We start from the raw sequence: 17065 nt of genomic DNA on the forward strand, positions 1-17065 counted from the left end.
GCCTGCGCCCCCTCTCCCCGCCGGGGAGAGGGTTGGGGTGAGGGGTGCGGGCTCTTGGCTGAAGCCGATAGTCTGAACTCCTCATCCGGCCCTGCGCCCCCTCTCCCCTCGAGGGGAGAAGGGAAGAGCGGCGGGCTTGATTGGGCCTGTCGCGATGGGCACCCCCCGCCCTATTCGGCGGCCTGGGGCAGGTCTTCCGGGGGGGACCAAGTGAGGCGGGGGGTGCGGGCGGCTCGGGTTTCGTCGAGGCGGCGGCGAGGGGCACGGGTGGGGGCGGCGGTGAACCGTTCCTTGTCCCCGGCCTTGGCCGAACGGGCGAGATCGAGCATCACGTCGCAGAAGTGATCCAGCGTCTGCCGGCTCTCGCTTTCGGTAGGCTCGATCAGCATGGCTCCATGCACGACCAGCGGGAAATACATGGTCATGGGGTGGAAGCCCTCGTCGATCAGCGCCTTGGCGAAATCGAGGGTCGAGACCCCGCTGCCCTCGAGGAAGCTGTCGTCGAACAGCACCTCGTGCATCGCCGGATAGTCGGGGAAGGGCAGCGAGAAGACGTCAGCCAGCCGGGCGCGGATATAGTTGGCATTGAGCACCGCATCGCGCGCCGCCTGGGCCAGCCCGTCGCCGCCATGCGAGAGCATGTAGGTGAGCGCCCGCACATACATGCCCATCTGGCCGTGGAAGGCGGTGATGCGGCCCAGCGCGGTCTCCTGGGGATGCTCGACGAGTTCGAGCCCGTCGCCGGCCTTGCGGACGAAGGGCACGGGCGCGAATGGCGCCAGCGCTTCGGAGAGCACGACCGGGCCGGCACCGGGCCCGCCACCGCCATGCGGGGTGGAGAAGGTCTTGTGCAGGTTGATGTGCATGGCATCGATGCCAAGATCACCCGGCCGCACCACCCCCATGATGGCGTTGAAATTGGCGCCATCGCAGTAGAAATAGGCGCCCGCCTCATGCACGGCTGCAGCGATCTCGCGGATCTGCGGCTCGAACAGCCCGCAGGTGTTGGGGTTGGTGAGCATGATGGCCGCGACGTCGGGCGACAGCGCCGCAACGACGGCCGAGGCATCGACCGTGCCATCGGCGCGCGCCGGGATCGGCTTGACGCTGTAGCCGAGGAAGGCGGCGGTGGCCGGATTGGTGCCGTGGGCGCTTTCGGGCACCAGCACCACGGTGCGGTGGGCCTGGCCACGCGCTTCATGGGCGGCCTTGATCGCCATCATGCCGCAGAGCTCGCCATGCGCGCCAGCCTTGGGCGAGAGCGCCACGGCGGCCGTGCCGGTGAGGGTCATCAGCCAGTGCGACAGCTCTTCCATCAGCTGGAGCGCACCCTGCACGGTCGAGACGGGCTGGAGGGGGTGGATGTCGGCAAAGCCGGGGAGCCGCGCCATCTTCTCGTTGAGGCGCGGATTGTGCTTCATGGTGCACGAGCCGAGCGGGTACATGCCCGAATCGATCGAGTGGTTGAGACGCGACAGGCGCACGTAGTGGCGCATGGCCTCGGGCTCGGTGAGGCCGGGCAGATCGAGCGCGGAGGCGCGGTCAAAGCCGCCGAGCCGATCGGTGACGATCTCGACCTCGGGGAGGTCGACGCCCGAATGCTCGCGATCGCCGATCTCGAAAAGCAGCGGCTCGTTGGGCAGCATCGAGGAGCCATTGCCCCCTGCCCCGCCCGAACCGATGCCGGTGGGACGTCCCTGGGTGTTCATGCTCATTTCAGTTCCTCCGCCAGAGCGGCCGAGAGCGCAGCGATATCCTCGCTGCTGGTGAGTTCGGTGGCGGCCAGGATGATGAGATCATCGACCTCGGGCTCGCCGGGCAGGAGCCGCGAGGCCGGCACGCCGGCAAGGATGCCGCGCCGGGCTAGCGCCTCGACCACCGGGGCGGCCGGGCGGCCGATGCGGATGGTCATTTCATTGAAGAAGGTGCGGTTGAGGAGCGTGACGCCGGGAATGGCAGCGAGCGCATCGGCCAGCGCGCCGGCCCGGGCGTGATTGAGCCGCGCCAGCCGCACCAGCCCCGCTTCGCCCAGAAGCGAGAGATGGATGGTGAAGGCGAGCGCGCAGAGGCCCGAATTGGTGCAGATATTAGAGGTCGCCTTCTCACGCCGGATATGCTGCTCGCGGGTGGAGAGAGTGAGGACAAAGCCGCGCTGGCCCTCGGCATCCACCGTCTCGCCGCAAAGGCGGCCCGGCATCTGCCGGATGAAGGATTTGCGCGTCGCCATGAGCCCAACATAGGGGCCACCGAAATTGAGCGCGTTGCCGAGCGACTGGCCCTCGGCCACCACGATATCGGCACCGAGCGCGCCGGGCGCTTCGAGTAGGCCCAGCGACACCACTTCGGTGACCACCACGATCAGCAGCCCGCCCACGGCGTGGATGGCATCGGCGGCGGCCTTGAGATCGCGCAGATGGCCGAAAAAGTCGGGGGTCTGGATGACGATGGCGGCGGTCTTGTCGTCGAGGCGGGAAAGGATGTCCCCCTGGCCTACGGGCGAGGCCGGCAGGCAGATGAGGTCGTCGTCATCGCCCAGATAGGTGCGGACCACGTCGCGGTAATGCGGATGCAGCCCGCCGGAGAGCAGGATGCGGTTGCGGCGCGTCAGGCGCCGGGCCATCAGCACGGCCTCTGCCGTGGCGGTGGAGCCATCATAGAGCGAGGCGTTAGCCACTTCCATGCCGGTGAGGTTGGCCACCTGCGTCTGGAACTCGAAGAGCATCTGCAGGGTGCCCTGCGAGATTTCGGGCTGGTAGGGCGTATAGGCCGTCAGCCATTCGGAACGCTGGATAAGGTGGTCGACGGTCGCCGGCACATGGTGGCGATAGGCGCCCGCCCCGATGAAGAACGGGCCGTCGCCGGCCGCGTGGTTTCGGGCCGAAAGCGCGCGCATGCGGGCTTCGACGGAAAATTCAGGGGAATGGGCGGGCAGTGCCGGCGGCTGGCGCAGCAGCAGGTCGGACGGCACGGCGCTGAACAGCGCATCGGCATCGGGCCCGCCGATAAGGGCGAGCATGTCGGCCCGCTCGGCGTCGGAATGGGGAAGGTAACGCATCTCTGGCTCAAGCTGTGTGTGCGGCGTAGGCGTCGGCATCCATCAGGGCTTCGAGCTCCGAGGCATCATCGAGCCTGAGCTTGAAGATCCAGCCGCCGGCTTCTGGATCGAGATTGATGAGGCCCGGTTCGCCCGAGAGCCTGTCGTTGACGGCGACCACGGTGCCGGAGGCCGGCGCGTAGATCTCGGAGGCGGCCTTGACCGATTCGACGACGGCGGCTTCGTCACCCTTTTTCACGGCCTGGCCGACGCTGGGCAGCTCGACATAGACGATGTCGCCCAGCTGCTCCTGCGCATAGGGGGTGATGCCGACGACGGCTTCGGCGCCATCGAGACGGATATATTCGTGATCGACGGTGTAGCGGGTGGTCATGTCAGAGGCCTTGCTTTGCGGGCTTGCGGAAATAACGGTGCGGCACGAAGGGCATGGGCGCGACGGTGGCGGCCTGGCTGCGGCCGCGCACCAGCACGCCGAGCCGCGTGCCGGGTTCGGAAAACTTCGGGGGCACATAGCCCATGGCGATGGCCCGACCGAGGCTGGGGGCAAAGCCGCCGCTCGTCACCGTGCCGATGACGGCGCCAGTCTCATCGGTGATCTCGGCGCCCTCGCGCGCCGGCGCGCCTTCGACCAGCAGCCCGACGCGCAACCGGCCGAGAGCGCCCGACAATTCGCGCAGGATGCGACCGGCGCCGGGGAAATCGGCACTGGCGCGACGGCGCTTGCCGATGGCGAAGGAGAGGTTGCCTTCAGCCGGGGAGAAGCCCGGATCGAGGTCATGCCCGTAAAGCGGCAGCCCGGCCTCGAGGCGCAGCGAATCGCGGGCGCCGAGCCCGATGGGCTTGACGCGGGGATCAGCCACAAGCGCATCCCAGAGGGCCTCGGCTGCGGCGCGGGGCACCAGAATCTCGAAGCCATCCTCGCCGGTATAGCCGGAGCGGGCGATAAAGAGGGTCTCTCCAGCCCATTCGAAGGCGCCGTAATTCATGAAGCCGAGCGCGGTCGCGGCCGGCACGAGGCCTTCCATCACGGAGGCAGCCTGCGGACCCTGCAGGGCAAGGAGGGCGTAATGGCCATCGGAGCGGGCGATGGTCGCATGGCTCCCCAGGGCCTCGGCGAAGCGGGCATAGTCGGCATCCTTGGTGCCAGCATTGACCACGATATAGAGCTCGCCACCCACCAGCGGCGAGCGGGCGATCATCAGATCGTCCAGCACCCCGCCATGCTCATTGAGCAGCAGGGTGTAACGGATCTGCCCGGGCTTGAGGCCGGCGATATCGCCGCAGACCAGCGGCTCGACCAGGGCTGCAATGGCGGCGTGATCGGCATCGGCATCGCCCGTGGGCTGAGAGAGCGTCACGAAGGCGGGGCCCATATGGGAGACATCGAACAGGCCGGCCTGCTCGCGCGTCCATTTGTGCTCGGCCATGATGCCGCTGGGATATTGCACCGGCAGTTCATGGCCGGCAAAGGGCACCATGCGGCCGCCCAGCGCGCGGTGGCGGGCATCGAGCAGGACGGATTTGAGAGGCTCGGCAGAGGATTCGGACATCAGGGACCCAAAGGTTCATGGCACGCAGGGACGCAACGCGTGAGCGTTTCGCCTTGGTGCCCCCTTCTGTCCGCTAACCTGAGAGATTTCCCGGACCCTTGGGGCCGGTTGCTCCTTCGGTGGGGCGCAATCGCGCCCGCTTTCCAGATGTCGATACCGACTGCGGTCCTTTTGCCTGAGAGTTTCCGGGGGCGGTTGCTCCTTCGGCGTCGCGGGCCCGATGAGCCGGCGATCTCTCCCGCAGTCGGGGGGAGCTTTGCGGACAAATCCGCAAAGAGTCAATGGCATGGCGCGGTGACGCGTGATCCTGACGGTCGGGCGGTATGGCATGGCGCAGCGTCCCTCCCATCGGGGGAGGAGCCGCCACAATCGGGAGGTTAAGCTATTCGCTTAGCTGCGGCCGCTTTCGAAGCCGACCCAGATGGTGATGTCTTCGCCGCCGAGATAGGGAATGTTGACGTTCTCGACGACCTTGACGAATTCCGCCGACTGGGCCGCGGGGCTCACCTGCACCGGAATGTCGTAGCGCTCGGAATAGAGCGCCACATCCTCGCGCTCGACCGAGAAGCGCAGCGGCAGATTGACCTGTTCGTTCTGCCCGGCCGGCCCGAGCAGCAGGCGGCCGACGACGCCCATGCGCACGGTGATCAGCCCGTTGGAAACCACGCAATTGCGCGACTGCTTGTCGAGCACGGCCTGGAAGCGCAGACGCCGGGGGTTGGGTTCGGCATTATTGACGTAGGAGAACAGCGCCTCCTGCCCCGGTCGCACCTTGATGGGCGGACATTCGGTGGCAATGGCCGGCAACACCGGGGCCGAGCGCGCGATCTCCTCGGATGTGGCGCTCGTATTGGCCAGCGCGGCCGTGGGGCTTGCCCCGCCTCCGCCGAAGAGATTGCCCATCGAACAGGCCGAAAGAGCGGTTGCCAGAAGGCCTGCGCCCACAAGGCTGAAGACGCGGCCGGTGGCCGCCCTGGTGCTGTCGCGCATGCCCGACTTCCCCCTACGCACGTTTACTTGCTGCGGGCCGTTTCCAGCGCCATCAGGACCGATGGTGCCCCGCTGGTGGTGACCCCAGGCTCTTCCTGAAGGAATAGCCGTTCCACCCGCCCATTGTCGATGATCATGGCAAGGCGCGAGAAGCGCGTGCCCATGCCGGCCTTGGACAGGTCCTTGTCGAGCCCCATGGCCTTGGCCAGCGCGCCATTGCCATCGGACAGGAATTCGATCGACCCCAGAGCGCCCGTGGCCTCTGCCCAGGCCTTGAGGACGTGGTGATCGTTGGTTGCGCCGCACACGATGCGATCAACGCCCGCCGCGGAAAACTTCGAGGCGTTATCGACGAAACCCGGCAGGTGATTGGCATGGCAGGTTGGGGTGAAGGCCCCCGGCACGGCGAAAAACACCACCCGGCCGCCGCCCAGCACCTTGTCTGCCGTCTCATCGGTTACGCCTGCCGCGGTGACATGCTTGACCGGAATGGCGGGAATGACATCGCCAGGCTGAATCATCACAAACGCTCCCTCGCGCGCCCCTTAAGCAAAAGCGCGGCAAACCCTAGATCACTCGGGCGTTACAGTCGACTCCGCCTGTGGAACAGACTGCGAGATTTCGTAGGCGCCCTGCGGGGTGATGAAGGTAACGGTTACAGATCGGCCCGCAAGCCATTGAACCGTCTTCTTCCCCAGCATTGGCACCAGCACTAGGTCTGGTTCCGGGCTTTTTTGCGGCACCCCGAATATCGGCCCCCCTGCCCCCAGATCGACGATGATGGAGCCGACATCGACGCGATCGGGGTCGACGCGCAGGCGCAGGAGCTTCGAATCATCACCCGGCGGCAGGATCGCGACGGGCGGGGCGGCATCGGGCCAGGGCAGCGGTGCCAGCGCTTCGGCCTGCGTGAGCGCCAGCGCCTGACGGCGATCGGCGGTCCGGGTCGCCAGATCGAGGCTCAGCGCGGCCTGGGCCGGAATGCAGATATCGGAGCAGATGCCGACGCTGAGTTCGACCGACAGCGTCGCCGGCTCGCCGGAGAGCGTCAGGGTCAATGGCAGCAGCAGCCGATCGCGGTAGATGTAGTCGACAAAGCCCTTGGCGGTTTCGCGCTCGGGATAGGGCCAGGCGATGGCGTGGGCCTCGACATTGACCGAACGCGACAGGTCGAGCGCCGTGGGGATGCCGGTTTCGCCCGGCACGCGCCAATAGGTGTTGAAGCCGGCGGGCATGGTGATCTCCACCCCGGCCTGCAGCGTACCTTGCTCGACGCGGTCGGCCGAGACGAGACGCGCCGAGACGCCCGGAGCCAGTTCGTGCCAGGGCGATTCCCCGGCAGAGGCTGGGAATGCCAGGAGGCTGCCGAGCAGGACAAGGCTCGGGACGAGGCGCGGAGCTGGGCTCTTTGCGGACGGGCGACGCATGGCATGGGTTCCGGTACTGGCCGCCAAGGATAGGGTAGCCAAGCCTAGCGAGGAACCTATCAACAGGCTTTAAATTCGCGTGATCGTGCGGCGCGTGCAGGCCTGCCGCGCCGGACCCGCCCTAGGCATGTCGCGGCGGGAGGGGTAAGATCAGCGACCGGGATTGATGATGGAGAGGGTCCGATGCAGTCGCTCAAGGGTCAGTTTCTCGTCGCCATGCCCGATATGGGCGACGAGCGGTTCCGCGAAAGCGTGATCTACATGGTCGGGCATGGCGATGAGGGCGCGATGGGCCTCGTCGTCAATCACCCCCTGCCCGAGATGCGTTTCACCGACGTGCTGGAGGAGCTCAAGATCACGACGCAGGAAGACGCGATCCGCCTGCCCGAGGATGTGCGCCAGCGCGAGGTGCTGCGCGGCGGCCCGGTGCAGAAGGGGCGCGGCTTCGTGCTGCATTCGTCGGACTATTTCCGCGACGGCAATTCCTATGTCGTGAACGAGGAAATCTGCCTCACCGCCACGCTCGATGTGCTCAAGGCCATCGCCAAAGAGGAAGGTCCTCGCCAATCGCTGTTCGCGCTGGGCTATTGCGGCTGGAGCCCGGGTCAGCTCGAGGGCGAGATCAAGAGCAATGGCTGGCTGACCGTGCCGTTCTCGCGAGACCTGCTGTTCGGCGCCCCGCTTGCCGACCGCTATCTGCTGGCGCTCAAGCAGCTCGGGATCACCCGCGCGAGCCTCAGCACGGAAGCCGGGCACGGCTGAGCGTCCGGCGCAGCAGGAATCGGGCCGACCGGCCTTAGCTGCTGCCGAAACGCTTAGTCGGGATCGATGACGGCGAACTGCTGCGAGGCTTCACCCCTCACCCCGGCCCTCTCCCCTGAGGGGCGAGGGGGCGCTGGAGCCGACCGTCCTGCGCAGCACGAGGATCGTCAGCGACCGAACTGCGCCTGCAGCCGCTTGGTCATTTCCTGGCCCGTCATCGCCGCGCCAAAGGCAAAGCCCTGGGCATACTGGCAGTTGAGCTGCTGGAGCCGCTCGATCTCGTCCATGGTCTCGACGCCCTCGGCGATGACCGCGAGGTCGAGCTCGGTCGCGAGCGCGACGATGGAGCGGATGATGGGCACCTGGGTGTGGGCCATGCCGCGATCCTCGCCCATCTGCACGAAGGGGGCCGGGATCTTAATGGTGTCGAAGGGGAAGCGGTGCAGATAACTCAGCGAGGAATGGCCGGTGCCGAAATCGTCGAGCGCCAGCCCCAGGCCCAGGGCGCGCAGCGCCTCGAGCATATAGGCGGAGTGCTCGGGATTGGTCATCACCTGGCTTTCGGTGATCTCGAGCTTGAGGTGCGGGGCGACATTGCGGTGCTCTGAGACGAGCGCGCGCATGTCGTTGAGCAGCGTCTCGGTGGCCAGCTGGCTGGGCGAGAGATTGACCGAGACGTAGAAATCCTCGGGCACGGCGAGCTGGTTGAGCCAGTCGCGCATCTGCCCGGCGGCCTGCTCGAAGGCGAGACGCCCCAGACGCTCGATGAGGCCCGACCGCTCGGCCAGCGCCACGAACTCCTCGGGCGGGACGATGCCGCGCTGCGGATGGGTCCAGCGCATCAGGGCCTCGACCCCGGCGATCTCGCCCGAATGGATGTCCATGATCGGCTGGAACTGCACCTGCAACTCGCCATGGCGCAGACCGCGATCGAGGTCTTCCTCGCTGGCGCGGGTATAGGCGGCGATCGAGCGGGCCGAGGCGCGATAGGCCTCGATGCGATCGCCCCCGAGCCGCTTGGCGTAATACATCGCCAGCTCGGAATCGCGCAGCACGTCGGCGGCGGTGGCCGGGTTGCCGTCATAGATGGTGACGCCGATCGAGCAGGTGACGGTCAGGTCGCGCTCACCGAAATTGAATGGCGATTTCAGCGCCTTGCGGATCTGCTCGGCGGTTTCGGCTATCTTGCCGGCCGCGGCTTCCGAGGAGAGGATCACGGCGAACTGGTCGCCGCTGAGGCGCGCCACGGTATCGAGCGGGCGCATAACGCGGGCGATGCGGCGCGAAATGGCCAAGAGCACCGAGTCTGCGGCCGAGTGGCCGACGCGCTCCTCGATCTCCATGAAGCGATCGATATCGATGAGGAAGACGGCCGGCTTGATGCCGTTGGGCGTGCGCGCCCGCACCAGCGCGCGCTCGAGGCGATCAAGGAAGAGCTGCTTATTGGGCAGGCCGGTGAGGCTGTCATGCACGGCATCGTGCAGGAGGCGCTCGCGGCTGGCGCGGTCCTCGTTGACATCCTGGAGCGTGCCGACGATGCGGTTGACCTGGCCATCGCCACCCAGCACGGGCTTCACCCGCATGCGGAAGGTGCGGAAATTGCCGTCATGGGAGGTGAGGCGGATATCGGCGGAGACCTTGCCGCGGCGCAGTTCGACCAGCGTGTCGAAGGCGGTGCGGAAGCGATCGCGATCCTCGGGGTGGACGCGGTCGAGCCAGCGCTTGATCGATCCGCGCAGCGCGCCGCGTTTTTCGCCGAGCCGGATGCAGAGCTCGTCCGAAACGCTGACACGATCGCGCTCGATGTTCCAGTCGAAGACGAAATCACCCGACCCGGTGAGCGCGAGTGCCCGACGCTCGACTTCCGACAGCGTGCCGATCGAGACCTGGCCTTCGGAAAAGGCGTGCTGCACCGAGGTGAACCCCAGGAGCATGACGGTCAGCACGAGGCCACCGGCCACGGCGGGCTGGGCAACGTCGTTGGTCACCTGCCCCGTCAGCACCATCCAGGCATAGATGATGAGCGCGATATAGATGATCCAGGTCGGCACCAGCAGCACGGCGCGATCATAACCGCGCAGCGCAAGCAGCAGGATGAGGAAGAGCCCGGTGATGGCCAGCAGCGCCAGCACCAGCCGCGCCACCGTCGAGGCGATTTCGGGCTGGAAGAAAGCAAAGCCGAACAGCGCGAGGAAGACGATGACCAGCGCCAGAGCCAGATGGATGAAGCGCAGATGCCATCGGTGCAGATTGAGATAGATGAAGAGGAAGGCAAAGAGCGTGGTGGCGATGGCCGCCTCCGCGGCCGCGCGGAAGGGCTGCATGGCGCCGTTGGATATGCCCAGGAGCGGACCCAAAACGCCGAAATCGATGAGCAGATAGGCCAGCACCGCCCAGGAAAAACTTGCGGTCGCCGGAAAGATCCCGCGCCCCTTGACCACGAACATGATAGTCAGGAACACCGCCGCGAGGCCCGAAATGCCGAGCACCGTGCCCCGGAACAGGGTGAACGAGTTGACGTAGTCGCGGTAAGAATCGGCCTTCCAGAGATAGAGCTCGGGCAATTGCCCGCTCGCCAGCTCGGCCACGAAGGTGACCGTCGCGCCCGGGTCGAGCGTGATCTCGAAAACGTCGGCCTCGCGGTCGGTGAGGCGCACCGGGCGCAGACCGGCACTGGGGGTGAGCGTGCGGATGCGTTCGGCGCCGAGGTCGGGCCGGAAGACACCCGAATTGGGCAGGCGGAAGAAGGGCGCGACGAGCAACCGCTCCATCTGCACGTCGGAATCGTTGCGCAGGGCAAAGAGCGCCCAATTGGGGTTGCTGCCCGAGCGTGTGGCCAGCACCTCGATGCGGCGGATGATGCCATCCTCGCCGGCCGCAGTGGAGAGCTGGATGCGTCCTCCCTCGCCCGGCTCGACGTCCACCACCGAGGTGAGGTTCACCGCATTGACGTCTTCGGGAATGGTGATGACTTCGAAAGCCGAGACAGGCAGTGCCCCGATCACCGCGAACACAAGACACATCGCGAATATGCGGATCAGGCGCAGCAGCGGCAAATCGGCCCTCGGGCGTTGTTGGTCGGCAGACCTAGGTACCGGGCTTCGGCTGGCGCCACAAGCGGTCAACGGCGGAAGGCCAGTGTGTGGGTCATGTAGCGCTCCCGCGTCAAGCCGAACAAGACATGGTCTGCCCAGCGGCCGTCGATCTGCAGATAGTTCTCGGCAAAGCCTTCCTCACGGAAGCCGTTCTTTTCGAGCACCCTGCGGCTGGCGGTGTTGTGGGGCAGGAAAGCGGCATGAACGCGGTGGAGATCGAGCGGCCCGAAGACAAAGGGAAGCACCGTGGCGACCGCCTCGGTCATCAAGCCCTTGCCGGCAAAGCGCTCGCCCATCCAATAGCCGAGGGTAACGAACTGCGCGGCCCTCCGCCGAATATTGGAAAGCGTCAGCCCGCCCACCAGCTGCTCGGCGCCCTTGTCGTCGATGATGAAGATGAAATAGCCGTAATCGGTGCCGGCACGCGCCTCCTCGCGCGCCCGTCGCAGGCGCGCGGCATAGACCCGTTGCGCCAGATCGGCCTCGCCCCAACGTGGCTCGAACGGGCGCAGGAAATCGCGGCTTTCGCTGCGCAGCGCCTGCCATTGGCCATGATCGCCAAGCCGCGGGGCCCGCAGGCGCACGCGCCTGCCCTCGAGAACCGGCTGATCCTCGCGCGCGAGCCAGGAGAGCAGCACCGCCCCGGGCCTAGTTCTTGAGCTGTGCGCCGATGGCCCGATAATCGGGCAGCCGGGCCACGGGGCCGATGCCGGCCAGCGAAACGCGATCGGTATCGAAGATCTGGCTGGCGACCTGCTTGACCCGATCGGCGGTGATGCGGTTGATGCGATCGACGGTTTCCTGGAGCGGAATAGGCCGGCCCCACAGGATCTGCTGGCGGGCGAGCTGGCCGGCGCGGGAGGACGGGCTTTCGAGCGACATCAGGAGCCCGGCCCGAATCTGGTTGCGCACCCGGATCACTTCCTCGTCGGAGATGGTCTTGGTGGCGCGGCGCAGCTCATCGAGCACGACGGGGAGAAGCTCGGTCACCTCGCCCTCGCCGGTCGATGCGGCGACCCCGAAAATGCCGCTGTCGGCGAAAGCCCAGTGGAAGGCATAGACCGAGTAGCAGAGGCCGCGCTTTTCGCGCACTTCCTGGAAGAGCCGCGAGCTCATGCCCCCGCCCAGGATCGAGGCGAGGATCTGCGCGGCGTAAAAACCATCGGAATTATAGGCCCGGCCCTCGAGCCCCAGAACGATGTGCGCCTGTTCGTGATCGGACAGCAGCCGCTCTTCGCCACCCACATAGCTGGCCTTGACCGGCTCGGGCGCTCCGGATGGCTTCAAGGTATGGAACCGGTCCTGCGCGATATCGACCAGCCGGTCGTGATCGACATTGCCGGCCGCGCACAGCACCATGCGCTCGCCGACATAATTGCGATCCATATAGGCCCGGATCGTGTCCGGGGTCATGGCGCGCACCGATTCCGTCGTCCCCAGAATGGTGCGACCGATCGGCTGGTCGGGATAGGCGGCCGACTGGAAGAGATCGAAGACGTGGTCGTCGGGATTGTCGCGCGCGGCGCCGATTTCCTGAACGATCACCTGGCGCTCGCGCTCGAGCTCCTCGCGATCAAAAAGCGAGTTCTGCAGGATGTCCGACAGAATTTCGGCTGCAAGCCCGACATCCTCCTTGAGCACGCGGGCGAAATAGCCGGTGTGCTCCACAGACGTCGCGGCATTGAGATCACCACCGACATTCTCGATGGCTTCGGCGATCGCCAGCGCATTGCGCGTGGTGGTGCCTTTGAAAGCCATGTGCTCGAGCATGTGCGAAATGCCATGCTCGTCTTCGGTCTCGCTGCGCGAACCGGCCTTGACCCAGATGCCGAGCGACGCACTTTCGAGATGCGGCATGTCGTCGGTCAGAACGGTCATGCCGTTGTCGAGGGTGGTGCTCCTCACCGTCACGTGCGGTCCTCCATAACGCGGGTGCGCGCCTTGATGAACGCTTCCACCTCGCCTGCATCCGCCGGCAGAACGCTCATGCGCTCAGGGCGATGCATCAGATCGGCCAGCCATGCCGGCAGGCCGGGTTCAATGCCGGTCGCTTCGCGCACCGCATCCGGGAATTTGGCCGGATGGGCGGTCGCGAGGGTCACGAGCGGTTCACGCCCGCCGGCCAGCGGAGAGCCAGCGGCAACCCCAACCGCCGTGTGCGGATCGAGCAGATAGCCCGACGCGGCGAAGACACCCTGCATGGTGCGGGCGGTCACCGCTTCGCTGGCGCTGGCACTGTCGAACTGGCTGGCGATCAGCTTGAGGGCCTGATTGGGTATGGTGAAGCCGCCCGACTGGCCGAGCGAATCCATCATCTGGTTGACCAGACCGGCATCGCGCCCCGTCGCTTCGAACAAAAGGCGCTCGAAATTCGATGAAACCTGGATGTCCATCGATGGGCTTATGGTGGGCATCACCCCGGCCCGCTCATAGCGGCCCGTGCGCAGGGCACGATTGAGGATATCGTTGCTGTTGGTGGCGATCACCAGCTGTCGGATCGGCAGACCCATGCGCAGGGCGCAGTAGCCGGCGAAGATATCGCCGAAATTACCGGTCGGCACGGAGAAGATCACCTGCCGGTGCGGCGACCCCAGCGCGGCAGCGGCCGTGAAATAATAGACGATCTGGGCGACGATGCGGCCCCAGTTGATGGAGTTGACGCCCGAAAGCTTCACGCCATCGCGGAAGGGCGCGTTGCGGAACATCGCCTTGACGATGTCCTGGCAGTCATCGAAATCGCCTTCGAGCGCGATATTGTGGACGTTGTCGTCCAGCACCGTCGTCATCTGCTTGCGCTGCACCTCGGAGGTGCGGCCGCGCGGATGCAGGATGAAGATGTCGGTGGTCTCGCGCCCGCGAAACGCCTCGATCGCCGCAGAGCCCGTGTCGCCAGAGGTTGCCCCGACAATGGTCGCGCGGGTGCCGCGGCGGGCGAGCACATGGTCCATGGTCCGGGCAAGAAACTGCATGGCCACATCCTTGAAGGCAAGGGTGGGGCCATGGAAAAGCTCGAGCACGAAATGACCCGGCGCGATCTCGACCAGGGGCGCAACCGAGGCGTGCCGGAAGCCCTTGTAGGCGCCCTCGACGATATCGCCCAACGTCGCTTCGTCGATATCCGCGCCGGCAAAGCGGCGAATGATGTCGAACGCCACTTCTGCATAGGGACGATTGGCGTATCCGGCAATCTCGTCCGGCGAGATGCGCGGCCAGCTTACCGGTACATACAGCCCGCCATCGGACGCCAGACCAGCAAGAACCGCATCGGAGAAGGACAAAGCGGGCGCGCGACCGCGCGTAGAAACGAACTGCATGAAAGGGAAGCGCCCTCGCTCAGGATTGGCGGCACCCTAGTGAATAGGAGGCCCGATCGCAAGTTTTGTCAGGATGGCGATCCGCCGGAGGACGTTCGCGGCCGCCTTCCCCCTGCCGGGCGCCGCGTCTGTCGCCAGATCCAGCCCAGCAGCAGCAGGGGCGTGATTGCGGCGAAGCCGTACCAGGTGATGGCGTAGCCCAGGTGGTTGTTGGAAAAGCTCGGTGCCGAAACGCTGCCCTGCGGAAGGGCGCCGCGAGGGCCCGGCGGCAGATCGAGATAGAAACTGGCGACCGGCTCGCCGTCGAGATCGGTCATCGCGAGGAGACGGCCGGTGTCGCGCACCCATTCGATGCCACGCTGCCGGTCCGGCCCCGGGGTGAAGCTCGAAGCCGCCTCCGAGGATCGCCCGACCCCCGTGAGCGTCACGATACCCTCGGGCCCCGCGCCGCCCTCGGCGAACTGCGCCCGCATCTGTTCGGGGACGAAACCGCGATTGACGAAAACGACGCCGCCCCGATCGGACAGAAGCGGCGTCATCACCCAATAGCCAGGGCCGCCATAGCGCGCCTCGCCTGTCGGCAGGCTGGTGAACACCAGCACCGTCTGATCGTGGCGATAGGTGCCCGTGAGCGTGATGGGCCGATAGTTGAAATAATCGGGCGCCACCGCGTCCCATTCCGAGGGATGGGGAACGGGGCTGGGGGCAAGCTCGGCCCGCTCGGCGACACTGGCGATCAGGGCATCCTTTTCCGCAAGCCGCTGCATCTGCCAGTTGCCCAAAGCGACGAACAGGCCGGTCAGCCCGAGCATCAGGATGATGAAGCTCCAGAACAGCAGCCGGCTTCGGCCGGTGACACGCGCCCCGCTCACAATGGCCGCCCTTCCTCGGCGCCGTGCCTGTATTGCAGCGCAATCATCACGCCCTTGAAGGGCGGCAGCAGCGCCAGGCAGAGCGCCAGGGTGACGGGCAGCCAGATCGCCAGGTGAACCAGTGGATGCAGCGACACGAGGCTGCTGGTGATCGCTGCCAAGGCCACGACGAGGAACCCCACGATGAAGATGATGAAAATGGCCGGCCCGTCGCCGCTATCGGCGAAGGCGAGGTCGAGGTCACATCGCTCGCAGCGCGGCGCCACCTTGAGATAGCCGCGAAACAGTCGGCCCTGGCCGCAGCGGGGGCAGCGGCACGACAAGCCGGCAAGGATGGGCGATGGCTCGGAGCCGGTCATGCAGGCCTCCAAATGCAGCGGGCGCGACCACATGGCCGCGCCCCCTGAGGTCGATCGGTTGAAGCGCGATCCATCAATGATGGATCGGCACGCCCCAGCTGCCCCAGACATAGATCGAGGCGAAGAGGAAAAGCCACACCACGTCCACGAAGTGCCAGTACCAGGCGGCAAACTCGAAGCCGAGATGCTTTTGCGGGGTAAAGTGCCCGGCCTGAGCCCGCACGAGGCAAACGAGCAGGAACAGCGTGCCGATGAAGACATGGAAGCCGTGGAAGCCCGTCGCCATGAAGAAGGTGGCGCCGTAGATATTACCCGAGAAGCTGAAACCAGCCTGGGTGTATTCGAGGATCTGCACGAAGCTGAACAGCACGCCGAGCGCGACGGTCAGCGCCAGGCCCTGCTTGAGACCCTTGCGATCGCCATGCAGGATTGCGTGGTGCGCCCAGGTCACGGTGGTGCCCGAGGTCAGAAGGATCAGCGTATTGAACAGCGGCAGGTGGAAGGGGTCGAACACTTCGACGCCGGCCGGCGGCCAGACACCGCCGGTGGCCTCGACGCGGCCGGGCTGCTCGGGATCGCCGATGCGGAAGAAGGCATCGAAATAGGCCCAGAACCAGGCCACGAAGAACATCACCTCAGAGGCGATGAAGAGGATCATGCCATAGCGATGGTGCAGCTGGACGACGCGGGAATGGTCGCCCGCAAGGCTTTCCTTCACCACATCCGCCCACCAGGCGTAGAAGGTGTAGAGCACGCCGGCCAGACCGATGAAAAACAGCCATGGCGTCCAGTCGCGCATCCAGAAGATCGCGCCGACGGCCATCACGAAGGCCGAGACGGAGCCGACTACCGGCCACGGGCTGGGAGCGACGAGATGGTAGTCATGGTTCGGCTTGGCATGCGCTGCCATTTCAGCGTCCCTCATTCTCTGCGGGGTAGAAGGTATAGGAGAGCGTGATCTCGCGGATCGTGTCGAGTTCGCTGTCCTTGGCAAGGTCGGGATCAACAAAGAAGGTGATCGGCATCTCGACGGTCTCGCCGGGCCCGAGCGTCTGCTCGGTGAAGCAGAAGCATTCCATCTTGTTGAAATAAATTCCGGATTTCTCCGGCGTCACATTGAACACGGCAGTGCCGGTGACGGTCTTGTCCGACAGATTGGTCGCGACATAGTTCACCGTCTCCACCGTTCCGATGCGGTCGGTGATGCGGGCGGCCGGGCGCACCTGCCAGTCGAGACCCGAATGGACGTTGGAATCGAACCGCACGGTCATCTCGCGCGCGATGACGCCCTTGGGGTTGCCATCGGCGACCTGCGTGGTGCCACCGAGTCCGGTGACCTGGCAGAAGAGCTGATAGAGCGGCACGGCGGCATAGGCCACGCCCACCATGCTGGCGACCAGCGCCAACAGCAGGACGAGGACCCGCCGGTTGTTGCGGGTGGCCGGGATGTTTGGGAGAGCCTGATCAGTCATGCCTGCCTCACAATGCTCGGTCGAAAAGCGACGGCCCCAGCTTGGCGATGGTCAGCACGTAGAACAGCACCACCATGCCCACGAGTGCGAGCGCCAGCGCAATGGAGCGGCGACGGCGCGAGGCCTGCTCTGCCGGGGTCAGGCGACGGTCTGTGACGGGTTCGGCCAT

At 66.0% G+C, this 17065-nt stretch carries 17 protein-coding genes and 1 riboswitch; of the genes, 1 reads left to right on the top strand and 16 read right to left on the bottom strand.

Features of this window, described 5'->3' with window-relative positions; genetic code table 11:
- Window positions 1-170: 170 nt before the first annotated feature.
- The 7 genes from gcvPB to BT183_RS16225 form a co-directional block, all read right to left on the bottom strand.
- Window positions 171-1715, bottom strand: a complete 1545-nt coding sequence (gene gcvPB, locus BT183_RS16195; protein ID WP_072345455.1) for an aminomethyl-transferring glycine dehydrogenase subunit GcvPB — start codon at window positions 1713-1715, stop codon at window positions 171-173.
- Complete coding sequence (gcvPA, locus tag BT183_RS16200) at window positions 1712-3055, bottom strand: aminomethyl-transferring glycine dehydrogenase subunit GcvPA (protein ID WP_072345456.1); 1344 nt, start codon at window positions 3053-3055, stop codon at window positions 1712-1714. Before gcvPA ends, gcvPB begins: the two co-directional genes overlap by 4 nt.
- A gap of 7 nt (window positions 3056-3062) precedes the next feature.
- Window positions 3063-3428: a glycine cleavage system protein GcvH gene (gene gcvH, locus BT183_RS16205; RefSeq protein WP_072345458.1), complete on the bottom strand. Its 366-nt coding sequence runs from the start codon at window positions 3426-3428 to the stop codon at window positions 3063-3065.
- Window position 3429: 1 nt separating this feature from the next.
- Window positions 3430-4605 (bottom strand): glycine cleavage system aminomethyltransferase GcvT, encoded by a 1176-nt coding sequence (gene gcvT, locus BT183_RS16210; RefSeq protein WP_072345460.1) that lies wholly within the window; start codon window positions 4603-4605, stop codon window positions 3430-3432.
- 153 nt (window positions 4606-4758) lie between these two features.
- A riboswitch (glycine riboswitch) is annotated at window positions 4759-4856 on the bottom strand.
- Window positions 4857-4995: 139 nt separating this feature from the next.
- The gene (locus BT183_RS16215) at window positions 4996-5595 is read right to left on the bottom strand and encodes a hypothetical protein (RefSeq protein ID WP_072345462.1); all 600 of its coding nucleotides are present in this window, start codon (window positions 5593-5595) and stop codon (window positions 4996-4998) included.
- A gap of 23 nt (window positions 5596-5618) precedes the next feature.
- Window positions 5619-6116, bottom strand: a complete 498-nt coding sequence (locus BT183_RS16220) for a peroxiredoxin (RefSeq protein ID WP_244545361.1) — start codon at window positions 6114-6116, stop codon at window positions 5619-5621.
- 51 nt (window positions 6117-6167) lie between these two features.
- Window positions 6168-7022 carry a protein-disulfide reductase DsbD domain-containing protein gene (locus tag BT183_RS16225; protein ID WP_072345466.1) on the bottom strand — a complete coding sequence of 285 codons (855 nt, stop codon included), beginning with the start codon at window positions 7020-7022 and terminating at the stop codon, window positions 6168-6170.
- Between the two features lie 183 nt (window positions 7023-7205).
- Here BT183_RS16225 and BT183_RS16230 point away from each other — a divergent pair, with 183 nt between their 5' ends.
- The gene (locus tag BT183_RS16230) at window positions 7206-7784 is read left to right on the top strand and encodes a YqgE/AlgH family protein (RefSeq protein WP_072345468.1); all 579 of its coding nucleotides are present in this window, start codon (window positions 7206-7208) and stop codon (window positions 7782-7784) included.
- A gap of 167 nt (window positions 7785-7951) precedes the next feature.
- On the opposite strand, the gene BT183_RS16235 is transcribed toward BT183_RS16230, so the two are convergent.
- From BT183_RS16235 to BT183_RS20835, 9 genes are all read right to left on the bottom strand, one after another.
- Window positions 7952-10840, bottom strand: a complete 2889-nt coding sequence (locus BT183_RS16235; RefSeq protein ID WP_244545362.1) for an EAL domain-containing protein — start codon at window positions 10838-10840, stop codon at window positions 7952-7954.
- Between the two features lie 65 nt (window positions 10841-10905).
- Window positions 10906-11517: a GNAT family N-acetyltransferase gene (locus BT183_RS16240; RefSeq protein ID WP_342078973.1), complete on the bottom strand. Its 612-nt coding sequence runs from the start codon at window positions 11515-11517 to the stop codon at window positions 10906-10908.
- 10 nt (window positions 11518-11527) lie between these two features.
- Complete coding sequence (locus BT183_RS16245; protein ID WP_072345471.1) at window positions 11528-12790, bottom strand: M16 family metallopeptidase; 1263 nt, start codon at window positions 12788-12790, stop codon at window positions 11528-11530.
- Window positions 12787-14193, bottom strand: coding sequence for a threonine synthase (gene thrC, locus BT183_RS16250; protein WP_072345473.1), 1407 nt, complete (start codon window positions 14191-14193; stop codon window positions 12787-12789). Before thrC ends, BT183_RS16245 begins: the two co-directional genes overlap by 4 nt.
- A gap of 68 nt (window positions 14194-14261) precedes the next feature.
- Window positions 14262-15065, bottom strand: coding sequence for an SURF1 family protein (locus BT183_RS16255; protein WP_072345475.1), 804 nt, complete (start codon window positions 15063-15065; stop codon window positions 14262-14264).
- The gene (locus BT183_RS16260) at window positions 15062-15424 is read right to left on the bottom strand and encodes a DUF983 domain-containing protein (protein ID WP_072346287.1); all 363 of its coding nucleotides are present in this window, start codon (window positions 15422-15424) and stop codon (window positions 15062-15064) included. The genes BT183_RS16255 and BT183_RS16260 overlap by 4 nt, the downstream gene beginning before the upstream one ends.
- A 73-nt stretch (window positions 15425-15497) precedes the next feature.
- The gene (locus BT183_RS16265) at window positions 15498-16334 is read right to left on the bottom strand and encodes a cytochrome c oxidase subunit 3 (protein WP_072345477.1); all 837 of its coding nucleotides are present in this window, start codon (window positions 16332-16334) and stop codon (window positions 15498-15500) included.
- A 1-nt stretch (window position 16335) separates the two neighbouring features.
- Entirely contained in the window at window positions 16336-16896 is a 561-nt protein-coding gene (locus BT183_RS16270) for a cytochrome c oxidase assembly protein (RefSeq protein ID WP_072345479.1), read from the bottom strand.
- Between the two features lie 7 nt (window positions 16897-16903).
- Complete coding sequence (locus BT183_RS20835; RefSeq protein WP_177282596.1) at window positions 16904-17065, bottom strand: hypothetical protein; 162 nt, start codon at window positions 17063-17065, stop codon at window positions 16904-16906.

Source organism: Devosia enhydra, from assembly GCF_900119845.1.
In the GTDB taxonomy this organism is placed as follows: domain Bacteria; phylum Pseudomonadota; class Alphaproteobacteria; order Rhizobiales; family Devosiaceae; genus FPKU01.

Excerpts from the sequence above, each read along its gene's own strand:
- gcvPB (WP_072345455.1), bottom strand. The coding sequence starts at position 1,715 with ATGAGCATGAACACCCAGGGACGTCCCACCGGCATCGGTTCGGGCGGG.
- gcvPA (WP_072345456.1), bottom strand. The coding sequence starts at position 3,055 with ATGCGTTACCTTCCCCATTCCGACGCCGAGCGGGCCGACATGCTCGCC.
- gcvH (WP_072345458.1), bottom strand. The coding sequence starts at position 3,428 with ATGACCACCCGCTACACCGTCGATCACGAATATATCCGTCTCGATGGC.
- gcvT (WP_072345460.1), bottom strand. The coding sequence starts at position 4,605 with ATGTCCGAATCCTCTGCCGAGCCTCTCAAATCCGTCCTGCTCGATGCC.
- BT183_RS16215 (WP_072345462.1), bottom strand. The coding sequence starts at position 5,595 with ATGCGCGACAGCACCAGGGCGGCCACCGGCCGCGTCTTCAGCCTTGTG.
- BT183_RS16220 (WP_244545361.1), bottom strand. The coding sequence starts at position 6,116 with ATGATTCAGCCTGGCGATGTCATTCCCGCCATTCCGGTCAAGCATGTC.
- BT183_RS16225 (WP_072345466.1), bottom strand. The coding sequence starts at position 7,022 with ATGCGTCGCCCGTCCGCAAAGAGCCCAGCTCCGCGCCTCGTCCCGAGC.
- BT183_RS16230 (WP_072345468.1), top strand. The coding sequence starts at position 7,206 with ATGCAGTCGCTCAAGGGTCAGTTTCTCGTCGCCATGCCCGATATGGGC.
- thrC (WP_072345473.1), bottom strand. The coding sequence starts at position 14,193 with ATGCAGTTCGTTTCTACGCGCGGTCGCGCGCCCGCTTTGTCCTTCTCC.
- BT183_RS16260 (WP_072346287.1), bottom strand. The coding sequence starts at position 15,424 with ATGACCGGCTCCGAGCCATCGCCCATCCTTGCCGGCTTGTCGTGCCGC.
- BT183_RS16265 (WP_072345477.1), bottom strand. The coding sequence starts at position 16,334 with ATGGCAGCGCATGCCAAGCCGAACCATGACTACCATCTCGTCGCTCCC.
- BT183_RS16270 (WP_072345479.1), bottom strand. The coding sequence starts at position 16,896 with ATGACTGATCAGGCTCTCCCAAACATCCCGGCCACCCGCAACAACCGG.
- BT183_RS20835 (WP_177282596.1), bottom strand. The coding sequence starts at position 17,065 with ATGGCCGAACCCGTCACAGACCGTCGCCTGACCCCGGCAGAGCAGGCC.